Below are 19,530 nucleotides of genomic sequence, written 5' to 3'. Positions count from 1 at the left end.
TCCTTTTCCAAAGGATGAAATCCGGTGATAAATGCGAACGTTACACTTCTCTAGTTTTCCTTGCACTCTCCGTTATCGTGTAACAAAATTTTTCATCAAAAGTGACTAACAAATAATTTTTTATATATAAAAAGAGATCAGGGGATTTATAATTTCGTACAGGTATTATAATTGGGGGTCGAATGTTCAAATGGTAGCGATCTTTATCATTGGATTTATCGTGTCAATGGGACTGGCTCTTGCCCTGACACCACTTGTCAAAAAGTTCGCAGTCCGCATTGGCGCGATGGATACGCCGAATGCACGTAAAGTACACACACGGATCATGCCTCGTCTTGGTGGTCTGGGGATATTCCTGGCCTTTATTATTACAGTTGCTGCATTGCTTCCGTTTGTATCGGCATGGTTCACGACTCGAGATATGAGTTTTGTCAGCGCGTTTCTGATTGGTGGGACAATTATCGTGCTGATCGGCGCACTCGATGATCGGTTTGAACTGTCAGCCAAAGTGAAGTTGCTTGGTCAGATCGTTGCTGCTTCTGTCGTTGTATTCGGATTTAATATCCGGGTAGATTTCGTTAACATTCCGTTTCAGGATTCCTACTCTTCACTCGAAGCCTGGGTATCCATTCCGCTGACGATCTTCTGGATTGTTGGTGTAACGAATGCGATTAACCTGATTGATGGTCTGGATGGTCTGGCAGCCGGTGTATCTGGTATTGCAATTGGTACCATTGCCGTGATGTCCTTCCTGATGGGTAACATGATGATTGCCTTGATGTGTCTTGTATTGCTGGGTAGTATTATCGGATTCCTATTCTTCAACTTCCACCCTGCCAAGATCTTCATGGGGGATACCGGATCACTATTCCTTGGTTTCTCTCTGGCGATGCTGTCCATGCTGGGATTCAAACAAATTGCTATCGTGTCCTTTATTACACCGCTGATCATTATCGGTGTGCCGCTCTCGGATACCTTCTTCGCGATTATCCGTCGTGCGGTACAACGGAAACCGATTTTCGCACCGGACAAAGGTCACCTTCATCACTGCTTGCGTGAACTTGGATTCAGTCACCGTCAGACGGTACTGATCATATACGGAATTGCCGCGTTCTTCGGAGTTCTGGCGATTATCCAATCTTCCGCTGCCATGTTTGAAGCGAACTGGGTAACGTTTGTGGTCATCTGTATCATGATGTTCTTCCTCCAAGTGGGAGCAGAAGTTATCGGGCTTGTTAGCAAAACGAGAAGACCGGTTATTAACTTCCTGATGCGTATGCGCGTCAAGTTGAATCCGGAGACCCGTTCGAAATCATAAATAGATAAATGTAATGGTTACAGCTATTCTTGAATATTATTCCAGACCCAACCTTATCCCTAGTGGATAAGGTTTTTTGTTTATTTTGAGATTTTTACTAAATAATTGGTACCTTTTGCCGATATATAAAGGTAACTGACTTAAAAAGAGGAGAGATGATATTTAATGCTGCGTATGAAAAAGCCAATTGTTTGGCTAATGCTGATAGCGCTGGTAGTAACTCTGATTCCCGCTGGCTATGCACCAGTTGCATCGGCCGCGGGACAGACAAGTTACTTTACTCCTGACAATGCTGGGAATGTCCAATTGAAAGATACAGTAGGACTGAAGTTGAGCGGAAACAGTGCCAATGCGGATGTGTTGTCTCGTACATCAGCTTTTGTTGTTACAGGAAAGGAACAGGTTTTAACAGGAACATTCACCAATGTTACAGGTTCAACACTCGGTGTGAATGTTCAGCTGATGAATCTCAAAGGTGACACTTGGACTCCTGATAGTACACGTGTTGCACCAGGGGTAGTAACTGTTGATCCTAATCGACCGGATAATCGGTTTAGATCAACCATTACACTGTTCCCAGGGATGAATAAAATTACGTTTACAGGTTCCCAAGGACCAAGTGAACGCTCTGAGAGTTTTTATATTTTATACGATTCCGTCCCATACATTGAGAAGTTGCAAGTCCTTGGTGGAGCGGATAACCTCAACTTGAATGAGGGATCTCAGGTTGTGGTTAACACCGGCGAAGTTACAATTCAAGGTGTTGCGCAGAACTCATCCAAAGTAACGATATCGTTGAATGGTGGCTCGGAGCTGCCTACATCACTATTGCAGGATGGTACATTCTTCTCTCCGGTACTGACACTAAAATCAGGTGAGAATACCCTAAGAATGACGATTGAGAGTGGCGTCGATAAGAAAGTATTTAATTATTCTTTGTTATATTATGATGAAACAAAACCATTCACTCAGTTGGATTTAATTGAAGGTGCAAACGGGCTGCCGCAGAGTATGCTTTCATCAGCTAGACCGACCTATGGAGGCACTCCTGCTAGTGCCAATGTGAAAGCACAGTTATTGCTTCCGGGAGCTGATGTTACTGAAGTTCCGGTCATTGATGTCGATGGAAATGGGAACACGGGTGTAAGTAATGTAAATGTGGAACATATCCCTAGCGTGGGACAAAACACACCGGCTTATGTCCTAATTTCCTTTGATATTAACCCGATCACATTCAACGGAGCTCCTGACCGATTACAGAATCATAGTCTATCGGTAGACTATGGGGCTAAAAAAGTTACAACAAGTATGAATTTTGAATATGTACAAGATGCAGTTGTAATTACAGGATTGAAGTATCTTAGAGACTACAATGGGTCTGGTACTGTTCCAGATGGAATACCTCTTGATGGTGCCAGTGTGAGTGGATCGAACTTTTATATTTTAGTGGAGACTAGCAGAGCACCAAGTGATCCAAAAACTTTGGTTGCGGACTATCTGCCTAGAGGAACAAGCACAATTATCGTGAACCATGTAGGTCCACTTAGTGCGACAGACACTACAAAAAATATTTACGAGATTAAAGGGTTCAAAACGGGAAATCAAGTTGTTCAATTTAAGTATTCCGGATCTAGCACAGGTCGGAATGCAACGATTTCATTCGCTTCAAAGAGCTTTATCTCTGTAGAAAATCTTACTGATGGTCAAACTCATGATTTGAAAGACAATGCCACAGGCGTTCCAATCCTGGGTCAGTACATTGGATTTGATACGCTTAGCAGTCCATATTTTGTAGCTGAAATTTTTGCCAACGGTACAAAAGCATATTCTACTGAGGGTAGCGGAAATACGGATTTCCCACGCAAGTTGAACCTGGGGGCAGATGGAACAATTAATAGCGTGATCATTCCTATTGGAGAACCCGATGGCTTGTTATTTTTCGGTGAGAACCGAATTGTGTTGACAGGAACAACTAAGGATGAGAACGGACAACTTAAAGAGGTATCTAAGGAACTTCGAATCTATATTAATGATAATAATATTTCGAACATTCGAAACTTCCAACCTGCAATTACGAAAGGTCGACCAGAATTTATTGAACCATTAGACCAGGATGCACAATGGGTCAAAGATGCGTTCAATATGTCACCAGAGTTTGTGTATGCTGATAATAAAATCACCACCAGCTTGAAGAACTTTGATATTGTCATTCGCGGAGCAGGTGCGACACGGATGAGTTTGAGCATGGGGACTCAGAAGATATTCGATCAGGACATTCCAGATGGAAACACGGCAACTTGGGACAATGCAAAGATTGATCCTCAGTATGCACTGGATAATGGTACTGTTACAGTTGACAGAGCAGGTCGCCAACAGGACTTTGTTATTCGTCTGCGTAATCTCAAAATGGATACACCAGGAACGTATATCTATACACTAGACCTCTTCAATCGGACGGGAGCGAAGACCAGTCAGAAACTTGAAATTGTTAAAGAAGTAACTGGATACCGTATTTTATCACCTAAACCGACTTCAGGTGATCGTGTAGTTGTAAATAAGAACTTTGTTCATTTTGACATCGAAGCAGAAGGTGCAACAGGGGTTATCATTGATAAAGAACCTGCACAGAAGCTGCAAGGTGTAGAGACAGATCGCTTTGTCCTGGATTATGTAGGGTTGAAGCCGGACAAATCTAATAAAATTAAACTAACCATTAACCGTGATGGTGTAACAACCACCGACACTATTGATGTATTCTACACAACAAGTCCAGGTATAGATTCCCAATACATGGCTCCGAAAGTAGCTAATAAGTATTCAGCCTTTAATAAAAAGCTGGAATTGAGTTTCCCGAAAGGTACAGTTATGGAAAGTACTGATATTCGCGGAATCAAGAAATTTTATCCAGACAATAAACTTCTCTTTGGTATCGCAGATCCCAATAATGGTATTGTAGAGCGTCGCAATGATTATGGTACTGTCATGGGCGTAGGTGCAGAGAGAGGTGAGGGTGACCCAGTCAACTTCGATGTACAAGAAGAATACTTCAGAAGATTTTCTGCCATTGTAGGAGATACATTGAACTTCAGTCCAATTTCTGATATTTATTGGGTCAGCGGTGGTCTGGGCGAATATGGTTCAAGAGATTCAACAACGTATAAAGCGCCGACGAATGGTATCGGACCGTATACACCTGACGCTCTATACGGAGATGTTAAGGTACCAGCGGAGCGTACAATCAAGCCTTCACAGCGTGGAACATTGACACTGACCTATGATTCAAATGTAGTAGATGATGCTGGAACGACTATTTCCGTCTTCTATTACACACCAGGACGCGAGTGGAAACGAATTGGTGGAGAAGTGGATTCCAAGAAACACACAGTTACTGTGCCATTTGATCAGTTCGGATATTATAAAGTCATGAAATTAAGAAGAAGTTACAACGACATCACGAATCATGGATGGGCTAGAAATATTCTGAATGCACTGTATGCCAAAGGTTTCATGCAACCGATTCGTTTCGAACAATTCGGAACAGATGATCGTGCATCCCGTGGCGAATTTGCTACCATTCTCGTGAAAGGATTGAACTTGCCGATTACTTCGGATAATAAACCTACATTTACAGATGTAGGCGCAGGGACAAGTTCATTTACGTGGGACTATGCAAGTATTGAAACGGCAGCCAGAGCAGGTATTGTATCAGGACTTACGGACGGAAACTTTGGTCCAGATCAACCTCTTACACGTGAGCAAGCAGCTGTAATGATCGCAAGAGCTCTTGAGTTAAAGTTAGCAAGCAATGATAGTAAGTTAACTAGTGCATTGGCCAAATCCTTTATTGACTCAGGAAGCATGGAAGCTTATTCAAGACCAGCGATACAAGCGGTTACGAAGGCTAAAATTATGGAGGGATCTCCAGTCACAGTAGCAGGTCAGAGCAAGCAACAGTTTGCGTTTAATCCGAAAGGGAATCTGACCCGTGCTGAAGCAGGCAAAATTGCAGTAGAGTTGCTCAAGAAGAGCACCAAAGTTTTCCCTAAAACCTTGAGTTAATCCATTTGATGCATCAATGCAATTTAGGAAGGACCTGTCCCTTACTCTAAAGGGGCAGGTCCTTTTCATGGCTGTCAATGAATTGACATAGAGTACTTTTATAATAGAAGAAACAGAATTATTACCAATAACTATTTTTGTAATTTGCTAGAGTTTAAGATACAATAACGGTAAATACACAATGATCTAGAGGGTGAAGTTAGCTAATGAAACCGATTTATTCGAAAGCCCAGCTGGGCTACATGAAGGCAAAGACACAGTTTGAGAAGCAGGCAGTCATTCTGGAGAAAAAGTTGGAAGATACACGCAAGACTCAGGAGATCTCTCAGGAAGTTATGGAAGGGCTTGTACAGTCCACTGGCTTCCATGATGCGTATAACAATCTGGTTCTGGCTGAGAATGAGTTGATTGAATGGTCTCACACGACGATGAAGCATGAGAAAACGTACCGTGAGAACAGACAACCAATTGACGATATGTATCTGAGATTGAACAGTGATCCAAATATGCGTGCTCAAATTATTGAACTCGCGATGAAGATTAAATAACTTATATTTCCAGAACTTCAGGAAAAGCATCCCAATAGGGGTGCTTTTTTATTTTATTTTTTGTGAATTTTGTCGCTTCATAGGTTGAAGTTGCGGGTATAAATAAACGTTGGTAGCACAGACAAACCAGAGATCACAATTCCAGATTCACTGCTGTATCAACGGTTTGAAAAGGTTTTGAATGGCTTCAATACCCGCACTGTACCTATACATAAAAAAAATCAAAACTTTTTTTGTGCAATCCGCAACTTTTTGAAATCTACTGCGTTTAAAGTGTAGAGTCGAAAACATTGGGCCTGTTACCAAGAATGACCTCGTGAAGAATCTTGTCTATTTTTTAGAAAAAATTGCTTTACGGCACGAGAGACCCATTGTATAATACGTAAGGTAGGATTAGGAAACTACTCTATTTACGTGTGATTCTGCTTTACAAACTAGTTTACAAGTTTCTGTGATATGCTCACAGACATCATTTATATTAACTTGCTCACAACTCTGGAAAGGGGGTGCAACAATATATGAGGAATACGAGCGACCCTATTAAAAAAGAAAATTCAAATGTTATGAACGCCCAAGGAGGAGAAAAAAAGGTTATGAAGAAAATTTTATCCGTAGCATTGTCTACAGCAATGGCATTCTCAATGTTTGCATCTGTAGCATTCGGTGACACAGCAGTTTCCCCGCAACAACAGTTTGATGCATTGAAAGCAAAAGGTATTTTCAACGGTTATCCGGATGGTACAGCAGGTCTTGACAAAGACATGACTCGCGCTGAGTTTGCAAAAGTTATCACTAAATTGCTGGGTCTGAAAGAGATCACTGGAACTCTTTCTTACACTGACAAAAACTACACAGCTAAAAACTGGGCTGTACCTTACATCGAAGCAGTAACTGCTGCTGGTATCATGGAAGGTAAAAACGTTGAGAAGAAAATCTTCGACTTCAACGGTAAAGTGACTGTGTCCGAGATGGCTACAATCCTGACTCGTGCATTGGATCTTGAAATCCCAGCTGAAACTGACAACACTGCAGCAGCATGGGCTAAAGGTTACGCTCAAGCAGCAATCAACGCTGGTCTGATCGATGCTAAAGCTAACTTCGGTGCTAACGCTTCCCGTGAATTGCTTGTAGGCGCTGCTTACGCAATTGACGAAGCACAAAGCTTGAAAGTATCTTCTTACACAGTAACTGAAGGTGGAAAAGTTGTTGAATTCAAAATCAGCGACGGCGAAACTGTAAAAGTTACTTTGGATAAAGCTCTTGAAGCTAACAAAGAAACTGAAGTGAAATTTACTTACAAAGAAAAATCTTTCACTGAAAAAGTTACTTATGTTGTAGAAGCTGCAACTAAAGTACAATCTGCTACTTCCACTAACCTGAAAGAAGTTGACGTTGCTTTTGACGGTAAAGTAGACAAAGCTACTGCAACTGACAAAAACAACTACACAGTGGACAGCAATTCCAAAGGAATCAAATCCATCACTTTGTTGGCTGACGGTAAAACAGCACGCCTGTTGTTGAACGAATCCAGCAAATTCACGCAAGGCACTACTTACAAAGTAGTTGTTAAAAACGTGAAATCTTCTACAGGTACAGTATTGCCACAAGGTGAAGTTTCATTCACATCTTCTGACAATGTACTGCCTACAGTAGCAGAAGTTAAAGCTCTGGGAACTAAAGTTATCAAAGTAACTTTCTCCGAGCCAGTTGTAGCTCCAACAAGCAGCAATTTCCAATTGGATGATAAAGCTTTTGTTGGTTCTGTAACTCAAGGTGCTAACCAACGCGAAGTAATCCTGCGTGACTTCACTGGTTCGATCGCTACAGGTGATCACAAACTTACTACTTCCCTGGTTGAAGACTTTGCTGGTCTGAAATCTTTGGCTGCAACAACTGACTTCACTGTAGCAGCTGATACTGAAGGTCCTAAAGTATCTGAAATCTCTGCTACATTGGAAAAAGTAACAGTTACTTTCGATGAAGAAATCGATCCTAACTCCGTTACTAACGATAGCTTCTACTGGAAATCAGGCGATACTAAGAAAACTGGTAAAGTAACACAAGTTGCTTCCAATGTTTACGAAGTTGAGTTTGATCAAGCTAACCGCCTGCCAGGTTATGAGTCCACTTTGTTCGTAGAAGTTAAAGACTACTCTGGCAACGCTAATGCTGTGAAAGAACACAAAATCAACGCTACAGTTGACTTGGTTCGTCCACAAGTAGTTGAAACTACTTTCGGTGATCGTACAAACACATTGACTGTACGTTTTGATAAAGCTGTAAGTGCAGCTGACAAAAAATACTTCACTGTGAAAAAAGGCAATGATAACATTCCTGTAAACAATGTTACTCCAGCTGATAGTTCCAATAAAATTTTCTATGTAACTTTCTTTGATACATTGAAAACCGGAACTTACAATCTTAAAGTAGCTGATGTACAAGATACAACTGCTTTGAGAAACACATTGGTAGAATACAATGGTACTTTTGTAGCTAATGACACACAAAGTCCAAATATTTCTTCCGCTGATTACAATGAATCTTCCAAAAAGGTTACTTTGAACTTTGGTCGTGAAATGGATCTTTCCACACTGAATACTAAAGGTAACTACTATATTAGCTTCCAGAAAAATGGAGGAAATGTACAAAGCATTGCTTTGCCTAGCGAAGTGACTGTTAACGCTGTAAACGGTGGTAAATCTGTAGTTCTTCAATTCCCAGAGTTCATCGATGGAACTCGTGTAACTTTCGGACCTAGTGGTTCTGTTCAAAAGATCACTACAACAGGTTTGAAATCCAAAACTGGTCAAGTAGTATCTTTGAGTGATAAAGTACTTTCTGATGCTGCTGCAAACCGTTTGGTATGGGCTGGAGTAGTTCAAAAAGATGCAAGAACTTTTGAGTTGGAGTTCAATCAAGTTATTGCTAATGCTAGTGCAAATGACTTCCGTGTAAACGGACAATACCCTGTATCTGTTAGCATTGACGAAAATGTAGTTACAATTAAAACAGATCGTGATTACACTGGTGGTACTGTTACTGTTGTAGCTAACAATTCTATCGAGACATATTCAAATAACAAATTGAACTTGTCTTCCGATGCTACTTCCCCAGTTAACAATGCTGTAGCTCCACGTGTAACTGGAGTTGGTTCGGTTGTTGGCAATACTCTTGAAGCTGTAAGAGATACAAATAACGCATTTGTAGTTAGATTTACTGGTGCAGTAACTACTAAAGCGGGAACTGCAGCTCAACTTGGAAATGACTTCATTGTAATGAACTCTGCTACAGATAAAAAATTGGTAGTTGAAGCTGACTATACTGCTACAGTATCAACTACAAACTCAAATGAAGTTATCATTGACCTTCGTGATGACTTGGATACTCCTGTAACAGTAAAAGTTAGAAAAGATGCTGAATACTTGATTTCTTCACCAAATGGTCCAGTAGCAGTTGAATCCAGCACTTATACTGTTGCACCTCGTTCAAACTCTACAGTTGATCTTGTAAATGGTACAGCTGCATATTCAGCACCAGTTACTGCATCAACTGCAAGTGTAAACAACAAAGGTTTGAAAATTACTGCTAACAATGCAGGTAATGCTGGTAACAGAACTATCAACTTCAAAATTGATACCGCTGCTACTCAAGCAGTTGCATTCAATGCTGATTTCTCTGAAATCACAGTCAATGCAACATCTGTAACTCCAGAAAATATTGCTGATTACGCTGCAGGTATCAGCACGCTTCCTTACAAAGTAGAAGAAGGAACTGGCACACTTCCTACAGTTGACGATACTTATGTACTCACTGGCGGAGCTGATAAAGCAGTAGGTACAGTAACCCTTACTCTTGATAAAGCTGTTAGCAGCATCGTTAATAACACAGTATCAATCTCTAACACAGCAGGCACAAAAAACTATTCCGCTAAGCTTGATCTGCAAGCAGGTGCAACTACTTCTCCTAAAGTAATTGTTGAAGTAGGTAGCGACGCCGTTCGTAACGGAGTTTTGAATGGTAAAGTTGTTGTAGATGGTAAAGAAGTTAATCTTAATGCTATTACTATCCCTGCTTCCTAATAATAAGTAGTGATATGGAAAAACCAGAGGACTTCGGTTCTCTGGTTTTTTTGTATCCAAAATCAACAACATCGTAACTTTCTCTCCATCCCAAACGTTTATACTATAAAGCAACAAGCAACTTATGGGAGGTTTGGAAGTGGATCATAAAAAGGTCATAACGACTTTGATAACTAGTATGTTATTCATCAGTTCAAGTGGAGGCTTAGTAGCTGCCGCAAGTACACCAGCTAACTCAGGTAAACCTGCTACCAATAACAGCACTACAACAAAGAAGCAACAGACAACAACCACGAACAAAGTCGTACATACACTGGCTAAGGTACCTGCGGTCAAAGTAACTGCGCGGAGTACCGTGAAGCTAACCGACGTTAATATCTTGTCCCAAGACGACGGGAATACAGTGACGTATACACTGACGTATAAAAATAATGACAGCACACCGATGATGATGCTCGATTATTGGAGCAAAGTGAAAACAAAAGGCGGAACAAGCTTCTCACCAAAGCTGATCGCTAAGGATCAGGAGAAAAAGACGGTATCACCGGGTTCCACAGTGGATCTCACTTACGTTATGAAGGTTGGACGTGAAGTGAAATTAAGTGATCTGAACTTCCTGATTGTGAAGTGGGATTTCAGTAAACCGAATTATGAAAGTACGTTGGGGAAATTCAATGTTCCCGCATCATATAGCATCACTACACCTGTAGGCAAAACGAAGACAGTTCGTCTGAGTGATTCAGCGGTCAAGGTTAAAGTCTCTGGTATTAAAGTGTATCCGGGTGAGAATAAGAAGCAATACGTCAAAGTTGGCGTGAACCTGAATAATATCAGTTATAAGCTATTGGATAATCCAAACATCAAGTGGATTCTACGTACACCAGGTGGTACGAATTATCCGTTGACCCCGGATAAGGATAGTACAGGTGTCAGTATTCAGGCACAGGCCAACAAAACGTTAAATTTAATGGCTTCATTGCCTACAGCATTGAAACTGGAAAAGTCCGAATTACTTCTTGTGGAAGAACAAGGTGAAGAGAAGACTGCTCTGCCAGTGGCTGCATTACAGCTTCCTGAAGCTAGCCAAACGAATGTAAACGTAGTAGCGAATCAACCGAATATCATCTCGATTGATGGACAACCTGTATCGACTCTATTGGAATCTGCTCGTGTCCGTGGTGAGGATGAAGAGTTTGATCTAACGATGCAGTGGGTCATTAAAAACCAAGGTAAGAAAGAAGTTAAGGTTCCCAAATACGCATTAGAGATCCGTACAGAAGATGGTACTTCCTATCCCATTGAGACGAAGGCACTGGATGATCTGAAGTTGAAGCCAGGTGCGACTAAAACGATCAAACTGAACTCTACGATCCAAGGGAATGGGGATACCAGCAAAATCAAATTATATGCGATGACACCTACAACCAAAGATGAGAGCAAAGAAGAGGAAACGTCTGGTGGAGGCACGAGTGGCTTTGAGTTCTCCTATCCTATTGGCATCTATGCTATTCCTGAATCCGTAACAAGTGGAGATGGACTTACAACGGAAACGGTAATTAAGAATAGTAAAGGTACATTCGGGGTATCTGTTGGCTCCTTGCAACGGCTTCCTTGGACAGACAGTGATATTATTGCTGCCAAGGTCACCATCCGTAATGCATCGACCAAAACGGTTCAATTGCCTGAGCTGGAAGCAATGTTTACAATCGATTCTGCACGTATTGATGGAGATACGAAGCTGATTCGTGCAGAAGGCGGCAAGTTACTAGGTTCTGGTATGGTCACCGAAGCTTATCTCCTGACGAAGATTCCATCTGAACTCAATATGAGCCGTCTGGAATTAACTTTGCAGGAGAAAGTAAGTGAGGAAGAAAAGAACGATTGGATTACTCTTAGTACGTCCGGTTTAATTCAGCCCCTCTCTTATGTAGGCGAAGGGAAAACCTATACTCAAGGAACTGCAGATAAAGAAACGGAGCTGGGCATACGCAGAACGTACGTGTATCCGGGATCTTCTTCCGATATTGTGTACACCGAATTCGAGATGACGAATAAGTCTCTGCGTCAGAGTGGCCTTGCGAAGTTGGTAGGATACTACAAAACAGCAGATGGTCAATACTACAAAGCAACAGCTAAGCAGGCAAACCGTGTACCGGGACCAGGTCAGAAGAGTATCGTTACGTTCTGGGCCAAAGTGCCGAAGAGTGTAAAAACATTATCTGATATGCGTCTGATTGTAGGTGAAGGAGTTGCTGACAACAAATTTGTCACAGGTGAAGGTGAGGCAACGGCTTATGTTAATGCCATGTCATTCGAGGTGCAACCGAAATCATTATCTGTTCTATCTTCTCTGAATGATATAGACTTGTATCCGTTCAAATTCTCGGGCAGCAATATTAAAGCTTACCTTACAGGTGGAACGGCAGTACAGATCGAGATGATCTACTCCTTAACACAGGAGGAAGCTGTGGATAGTGGAGAGTATGGACACAAGCTGATTCTGTCTCTAACCGATGGGTCAGGAAAAGTGTTTGACAAAGAGATCACACCAGGAACCGATCTGAAGACAGGTATTAATCAGACGCTTAACTGGAGTATTGATGACACAGTATTTGACAAAATACGTGGTGGCTCATATCGCGTAGCCTTGTATGATGTGTTCGAGGGTCAACGCATACGCCTTGCAGAACAAGGTTACAGCTACGATGTATCCAAACTGCCAAAAGAAGAACCGATCATCCCAGAGTTTCCGGAAGAGGGTTCTAATAATCCCAATAATATTCGGTAATTTGAATGAGAATTAAGATATTCTAAAGCTAAGACCTCGCTTCCACATCTGCGGAAGCGAGGTTTTGCTTGTCGCATGTCTATTTTTTCTCTATAGTTAAAGTTAATAGATTACCAGAGGAGGAAAATGATTCACATGAAACCTTATATGAAAGTATCCCTTGCTGCGCTCGCCATTGGTGTTGGCGTGTGGGTTGGGTCGGTATACAGCAATACTGCCATTGGTGCAGGAACAAGCCAGCCAGGCACAGCAGACGATCCGGTTGTAACGAAGAGTTACGTAGATCAGCAGATCCAACAGGCTTTGGGCGGTAAGATCCCGACTGGAAACGGTAGTACCAATACAGGAACGGACAGCAATGCAGGAAATGGTAACAACACCGGCTCTACAGGAACCGGGAACTCCGGTAGCACAGGTGGAGACACTTCACTTCCTCCACTGGTCTCAGGCGCTTCTGATGCCGTTGAGATCGTAACGGTGAAGCCGGGTCAACAGCTGATCGGCAAGTCTGGCGCGGAGTTCATTGTACGTAGCGGCAAAGCTGTGATCGTCAGTGAAGGTACGAATGGTGTAGCTGATCTGACGGACGGGATTGACCTGACGAATGGACAGGCAGCGCCGACCAATCACCTGCTCTCTTTTCCAAGGGATGGACGGGGGATCACGGTATTGGAAGGAAACAAATATAGCCTAACCGTAATGGTTCGTGGTGGATATACTCTGAAATAGGATTTGTAGCTGTTAAAGGAATTATTCATTAGTCATACATTTCATTTGCTCAGATTACCCAGTTCTAACAAACATTAATACGGCTAGCCAGCCTTGTTCCTGCTCACTCTATAACTGTTGACAATCAATTAATGGAGGTGCAGGAACCATGGCTAGAAGCAATCGCAAAGTGGTACCCGAAAGTCGTCAAATGCTGGATCAGATGAAGTATGAGATTGCTGCAGAGTTTGGTCTCAATGTAGGTTATGGTGGCAGAGGTTTAGCTGGTGCGGATACAGAATTTGGATCTGAACTGGGTGAAGTAAGTGATCACTCCTATGGGCAATACAAAGGGTGGGGACATCTGACTTCCCGCGAGAATGGATCGGTTGGTGGAGAGATCACCAAAAGGCTAATTCGCCAGGCAGAACAGCACTTATAGGGCATTTTCCTTACCCCATTTCGTTTGACACGTCTTGACAAATACGTTAAGATGGCACTTGAGGTATGCAACCTTTTCCACTAGGGAAAGGTTGATTTTCGTTTGAGGCAATTACCTGAAAAATCCTTATCTTCGGTACTGCGGACCCTGCGTCCTTATTCCATTTTGGAAAGCTTCGAGGGTACAGTGAACGAATCGCTGTCATGTTTTGTTCGGGCAATCGCCATACTACTAGTTATGGGAGGTTGAAACTTCATGTCTGTTAAAGGCCGGCATCTATTTACATCGGAGTCTGTAACCGAAGGACATCCGGATAAAATCTGCGATCAGATCTCAGACGCCGTATTGGACGCATTTCTTGCAAACGACCCCAATGCTCGCGTAGCTTGCGAAGTTTCCGTAGCCACAGGCTTAGTGCTTGTCATCGGTGAAATCAGTTCAGCTTCTGAATACGTGGACATTCCGTCCATCGTTCGTAATACAATTAAGGATATTGGCTACACACGTGCCAAGTTCGGTTTTGATTATAACACTTGTGCAGTTCTGACTTCTCTGAATGAGCAGTCCGCTGATATTGCCCAAGGCGTTAACGCAGCGCTTGAGAACCGTGACCCGGAACAAGTCGCTCGTGAAACAGAAAACATTGGTGCAGGTGACCAAGGTTTGATGTTCGGTTTTGCAACGAACGAAACACCTGAACTCATGCCTTTGCCAATCGCTCTGTCCCACCGTATCGCGCGCCGTCTGGCGGAAGTGCGTAAGAACGGTACATTGGAATATCTTCGTCCGGATGGTAAAACGCAAGTAACGATTGAATACGACGGTGACAAACCGGTACGTGTGGATACAATCGTTGTGTCTACTCAGCACGCTGAAGAGACTACGCTGGAGCAGATCCAAAAAGATATCAAAGAACATGTAATCTTGCCTGTCGTTCCAGCTGGATTGCTGGATGAGCAGACTAAATATTTCATCAACCCAACAGGACGCTTCGTTATTGGCGGACCTCAGGGAGATGCAGGCCTTACTGGACGTAAAATCATCGTAGATACCTACGGCGGTTATGCGCGTCACGGCGGTGGTGCGTTCTCTGGTAAAGATCCAACAAAAGTAGACCGCTCCGCAGCATATGCGGCTCGTTACGTAGCGAAAAACCTTGTAGCTGCAGGTCTTGCAGACAAAGTTGAAATCCAGCTCGCTTACGCGATTGGTGTAGCCAACCCGGTATCGATCAACGTGGATACATACGGAACTGGCAAAGTCAGCGAAGAGAAATTGGTTGAGCTTGTGCGTAACAACTTTGATCTTCGTCCGGCTGGCATCATTCGTATGCTGGATCTGCGTCGCCCAATCTACAAACAAACCGCTGCTTACGGTCACTTCGGCCGTACAGACCTGGATGTACCTTGGGAGCAAGTGGACAAAGTAGACCTTTTGAAAACTCAAGCAGGTCTGTAGTTAGATTCAAAAGTAATGAAGCCCTTGATTCCGTTAAAGGAATTAAGGGCTTTTTTGTGCTCCCATCGATTTCACTGCTTGTCATGGACAAAGGAAAAATTATGGAATATATCCCCAAATAACTAAATGAAATCCCTTCTCTAACCGAAATACATAATGAGGTCTGTACATCAGACAGGAGAAGAAATGCAGATAAGGGGGAAGATCAGTGGAATTGAAAAGAATTGCAAGAAAAGGCATGCTCGGAATCTTAATTGTTATGCTGACCGCTCAAGGTTGGCTTACGGGTTGGAGTGGAATGGATCAAAGAGCATATGCTGGAGGTGAGTTAACTGCAAACGGAATAGTAAATACAGTTCCTGCGGTGAACGGCAAAAACGTCGATGGATCATCGCCTTTACGTATTGAATTTGCGAGACCCGTTTCAAAAGTAATCGGTCCGGAAAGTAAGATATCCATTAAACGTGTCAACGATGATTCTGAGGTTGTTTCTGTAGACGTATCCAGTGAACTGGTAACGATTGAAAGCACAGGGCCAATCACGAATCCTTCTGTACCTGTGAACGATACCGAACCGTCTACAGGAGAAGATACAGCTTCACCACCACCTGAAGGGAAATTTGTAAGCATCCAAATCCCAAAAGAGAATATTATTCCAGGTGGAACCTATTACGTTCAAATTGATGCAAATGCATTTGCTTACACAGATGGTGAGAATCTTACTTTATTTCCAGGATTATTGAACAAAGCGTGGACGTTTAGTACTCAAAATATAGGATTGCCGGCAGTTACAGGCAAGAGACCCCAGAACGCAGCAGTTCAGGTGAAGCCTTCGGATCATCTGACAATGTCGTTTAGTCTACCGGTTGTTGCTGGAGCAGGCACGCTTCAGATTTATCAAGGGAGCGTAACAGGAACTGCATTTGAAGCAATTCCAATCACGTCTAATGGATCATCCCGTATTTCAGGATTAGGAACTCAGACGATTACGATTGATCCTGTGAAAAGTTTTAATAATAATAGTACATATTACATTGTAATACCTGAAGGTTTTTTGCGAGATCAGCAGGGAAATGACATCCGTGGAATCAGCGGCATGGATTGGGGATTCAATGTGCAGTCGGACCCAACTTCCCTGACGGTGTCCACGTTGTCTCCTACCAATGGCACCACGAATGCGCCTTTGTCGGGCAATCTAACGGTGACGTTCAACAAGGAACTGGACCGTAGCTTCCCAGGTCAAGCCATTCTCAAGAAAGCAAATGGAGCAACCGTTGGTTCGACGACAACCTTTAGTTCGAACAACAGACAACTGATTATTACGCCAACAAGCACATTAGAGAATAATACGAATTATGTTGTCGATATTCCTGCCAATACGTTTCGTGATCAAGCAGGTAATACTTTCGCAGGTTTGAATGGGTCTACATCGTGGGCTTTCAAAACCTTAAGCAGAGATACAACATTACCTGTAATTAAGAGTGCCAAGATGCACAGTAACAACACGATTCGTCTAACGTACGACAAGTGGCTTAGCAGCATCAGTCCACTGAGCAGCAGTTATACCGTTACCGTGAATGGAGAGAAGCGAAACGTTAGTTCCACTTATATTTCAGGTGACAGTGTATATGTTGTCTTGGATACGGGTGTAGCGGTAGGACAAGTTGTGCGGATTTCATATACACCAGGTACTACAGGTAATCGTCTTACAGATCAATCTTCCAATGCTGCGGCTGCTTTTGGCGCAAGAGATGTGGAGAATGGTTTAGATTCTGTCATGTCCAAGCCGCGGGAAGGTAACGTGTATTACAGTACAATTACGTTGTACTACCCTGAGACGGTATATATCACTTCAAGTGATGCAGCAAGACAATTCAGTGTAACTGCGGATCAATATGCTGTAGGCATCAATAGCATATCGATCAATGGCAGCTCTGTGGTGACGTTGAATCTTAGTCGATCCATTACGGATGGTGAAGTCGTGCGGGTCGCATACACGCCAGGTTCATGGCCTGTAAAAGATACACGTGGACAGGCTCTTGCTGGATTCAGCGGCTTCTATGTCCGCAATTCAATTGATACCAAACCACCTGAGTTTAAGAGTGCTGAGGTGAGTGGTAACAAGTTATGGGTGCGTTACAATGAACCACTGAACACGACGAATAAACCGCTCAACAGCCAATATTCAGTTCTGGTCGATGGCAAGCCAGTCTTCGTTAATGATTCCGAGATCGAAAATGATCTGGTCACGTTAACGCTGGCTTCAGCGGTGAAGGATACACAAAATATATCGTTATCATATGTACCTGGAGCGTTGAGATTAACGGATCTGAACAATAATCCAGCAGGATATCTCAATCTGACTCCAGTAACGTACACATATGGAAATGGCAAAATCCTTTCGGCTACGCTTCAGGGAGACACGGTTCAGATTAATTTCCGTGATTCAATCCAGTCCCAGGCTGCACTTACAGCATCTCAGTTCAGTGTAGTGATTGGTAATTCAACCACAACTGTATTGTCTGCTTCAGCTTCTGGCTCTGTGGTGACGTTGAAAGTGGATACTTCAGCAGTAACATCGACAGCTACTCAGATGGGAACGGTGAGTTATGTACCTGGGGCAGTGCCGTTACGGGATGCGTCGAATGTCACGATAACAGCATTTGGTCCACTTACGTTACAACAGACGAATAATAGTTCGAACAATAATCAGTCGGGAAACCGTCCTTCCTGGTTGTCGGAATTGGATGCAGCGAGCTATGGTCAGTCTTTACTTGTGATGAATAATACTACGGCTTCTGCTGCATCTGCGATGTCCCACTATAATCGCCCGACTCGTCAATTCAACGTGGATGCAACCAAGTTGATTCAGTCCTTTGAATACGCTGGAGCAAACGGGAAATTGACTCAGCCGGTGGTATTTGAGATTCCGGACAGTGAATCGGCTGCGTATGTTGGATTCCCATTAAATGCACTGACTCAGATTGCTGCAAGTTATCGCACAGGCACTATTGGTGTGAAATATGGCGATCTTCTCTGGACGGTGCCACTGTCTAATTTAGATATGGCGGCTATGAGTCGGAGTGTAGGAACGTCAAACACAAGTACAACGACAGGAGCAGCGGTTCCATCCTTATACGTTCAGTTAGAGACGGTACCTGTGTCTTCATCGGGGACGATGGAAGGCTTGATTGCAGGTGCAGGAGCGCAGAAACTTGCGAATTATACGGATGTGTACCTGTTTGCCAGTAATGGTACGACCGATCAACGTGTGGAGCAGAAAGTGAAAAGTCAGTTATCCATGCAATTACCAGTAGGTACTTCTACAGTAACATCTGGATTCACTTATATTGATCCGGTTACCTTCATGTTATCAAACGTACCTAGCTCGTTTAAAAATACACCAGGAAGTGTAGTTGTCCAAGGACAACTGAATGGGAATCAATCGGTAGTTCCGGTCAACCATATTGTTAATTATCCGGACACCACATCACACTGGGCTAGTGCAGTTATTAAGGAACTCTCTGCCAAATGGATTATTAATGCACCAAATGGTTCTTACTATCGACCAAATGAGAATATATCACGTGCAGAATTCGCTGAATTGGTCGCCAGAGGTCTGGGTTTAAATGGAGAACCAACTGCAGCGAGTCGTTTCAGGGACGTTCGCAGTGGAAGTATGACAAGTGCCTATATCGGGGCTGCCGCTGAAGCGGGGATCATTACGGGGAATACCGATGGTACGTTTAAGCCGGATCGCCCCATTACGCGTGAGCAGATGGCACTTATGATGGTACGTGCGATGAACTACGGTGGGAAAACAGTCTCTCTTCAATCTGCGGCTGCTACCACTCTATCCAAGTTCAAGGACAGCAACAAAATCCAGTCCAAGGATTCTGTTGCTAAAGCGGTGCAGGAGGGAATCATTCAAGGCATGACAGCCAGAACATTTGAACCCCAAGGGAACGCGACTCGCGCTCAGGCAGCAGTGATGTTGAAACGGGTTTTGGACAAGTTAGGATATCTATAATAGTAATTAGCTCTTTTATCTTAGTGAAGCGAAATCGATCAGGGGAATAAGTTCAACTGGTTGATTTCGCTTTTTATATTATAAAGTCATAAATTTCGTG

Annotated in this window: 9 protein-coding genes; all 9 read left to right on the top strand. The window is 43.0% G+C overall.

All coding sequences use genetic code 11. The features are described from left to right. Positions 1-190: 190 nt before the first annotated feature. The 9 genes from MHI12_RS27530 to MHI12_RS27490 all read left to right on the top strand — a co-directional run bounded on the left by MHI12_RS27530 (position 191) and on the right by MHI12_RS27490 (position 19,430). Complete coding sequence (locus MHI12_RS27530; RefSeq protein ID WP_036667762.1) at positions 191-1,318, top strand: glycosyltransferase family 4 protein; 1,128 nt, start codon at positions 191-193, stop codon at positions 1,316-1,318. A 165-nt stretch (positions 1,319-1,483) separates the two neighbouring features. Further along, a complete protein-coding gene (locus MHI12_RS27525; protein WP_405170846.1) occupies positions 1,484-5,377 on the top strand; it encodes an S-layer homology domain-containing protein in 3,894 nt (1,297 codons plus the stop codon). Between the two features lie 206 nt (positions 5,378-5,583). Further along, entirely contained in the window at positions 5,584-5,925 is a 342-nt protein-coding gene (locus tag MHI12_RS27520; RefSeq protein ID WP_036612519.1) for a hypothetical protein, read from the top strand. A gap of 518 nt (positions 5,926-6,443) precedes the next feature. Next, positions 6,444-10,004, top strand: a complete 3,561-nt coding sequence (locus tag MHI12_RS27515) for an S-layer homology domain-containing protein (RefSeq protein ID WP_405170845.1) — start codon at positions 6,444-6,446, stop codon at positions 10,002-10,004. Between the two features lie 139 nt (positions 10,005-10,143). Further along, complete coding sequence (locus tag MHI12_RS27510) at positions 10,144-12,792, top strand: hypothetical protein (RefSeq protein ID WP_405170844.1); 2,649 nt, start codon at positions 10,144-10,146, stop codon at positions 12,790-12,792. Between the two features lie 135 nt (positions 12,793-12,927). Beyond that, the gene (locus MHI12_RS27505; RefSeq protein WP_339298311.1) at positions 12,928-13,521 is read left to right on the top strand and encodes a hypothetical protein; all 594 of its coding nucleotides are present in this window, start codon (positions 12,928-12,930) and stop codon (positions 13,519-13,521) included. A gap of 148 nt (positions 13,522-13,669) precedes the next feature. Next, a complete protein-coding gene (locus MHI12_RS27500; RefSeq protein WP_017691962.1) occupies positions 13,670-13,942 on the top strand; it encodes an alpha/beta-type small acid-soluble spore protein in 273 nt (90 codons plus the stop codon). 255 nt (positions 13,943-14,197) lie between these two features. Next, positions 14,198-15,400: a methionine adenosyltransferase gene (gene metK, locus MHI12_RS27495; protein ID WP_036612510.1), complete on the top strand. Its 1,203-nt coding sequence runs from the start codon at positions 14,198-14,200 to the stop codon at positions 15,398-15,400. A gap of 208 nt (positions 15,401-15,608) precedes the next feature. Then, on the top strand, positions 15,609-19,430 hold the full coding sequence (locus tag MHI12_RS27490) for an S-layer homology domain-containing protein (protein ID WP_405170843.1): 3,822 nt from the start codon (positions 15,609-15,611) through the stop codon (positions 19,428-19,430). The last annotated feature ends 100 nt before the right edge of the window (positions 19,431-19,530 follow it).

It is taken from the genome of Paenibacillus sp. FSL H8-0280 (genome assembly GCF_045040665.1).
Taxonomy (GTDB): domain Bacteria; phylum Bacillota; class Bacilli; order Paenibacillales; family Paenibacillaceae; genus Paenibacillus; species Paenibacillus xylanexedens_A.
This window is presented reverse-complemented; position numbering and strand designations above follow the sequence as displayed.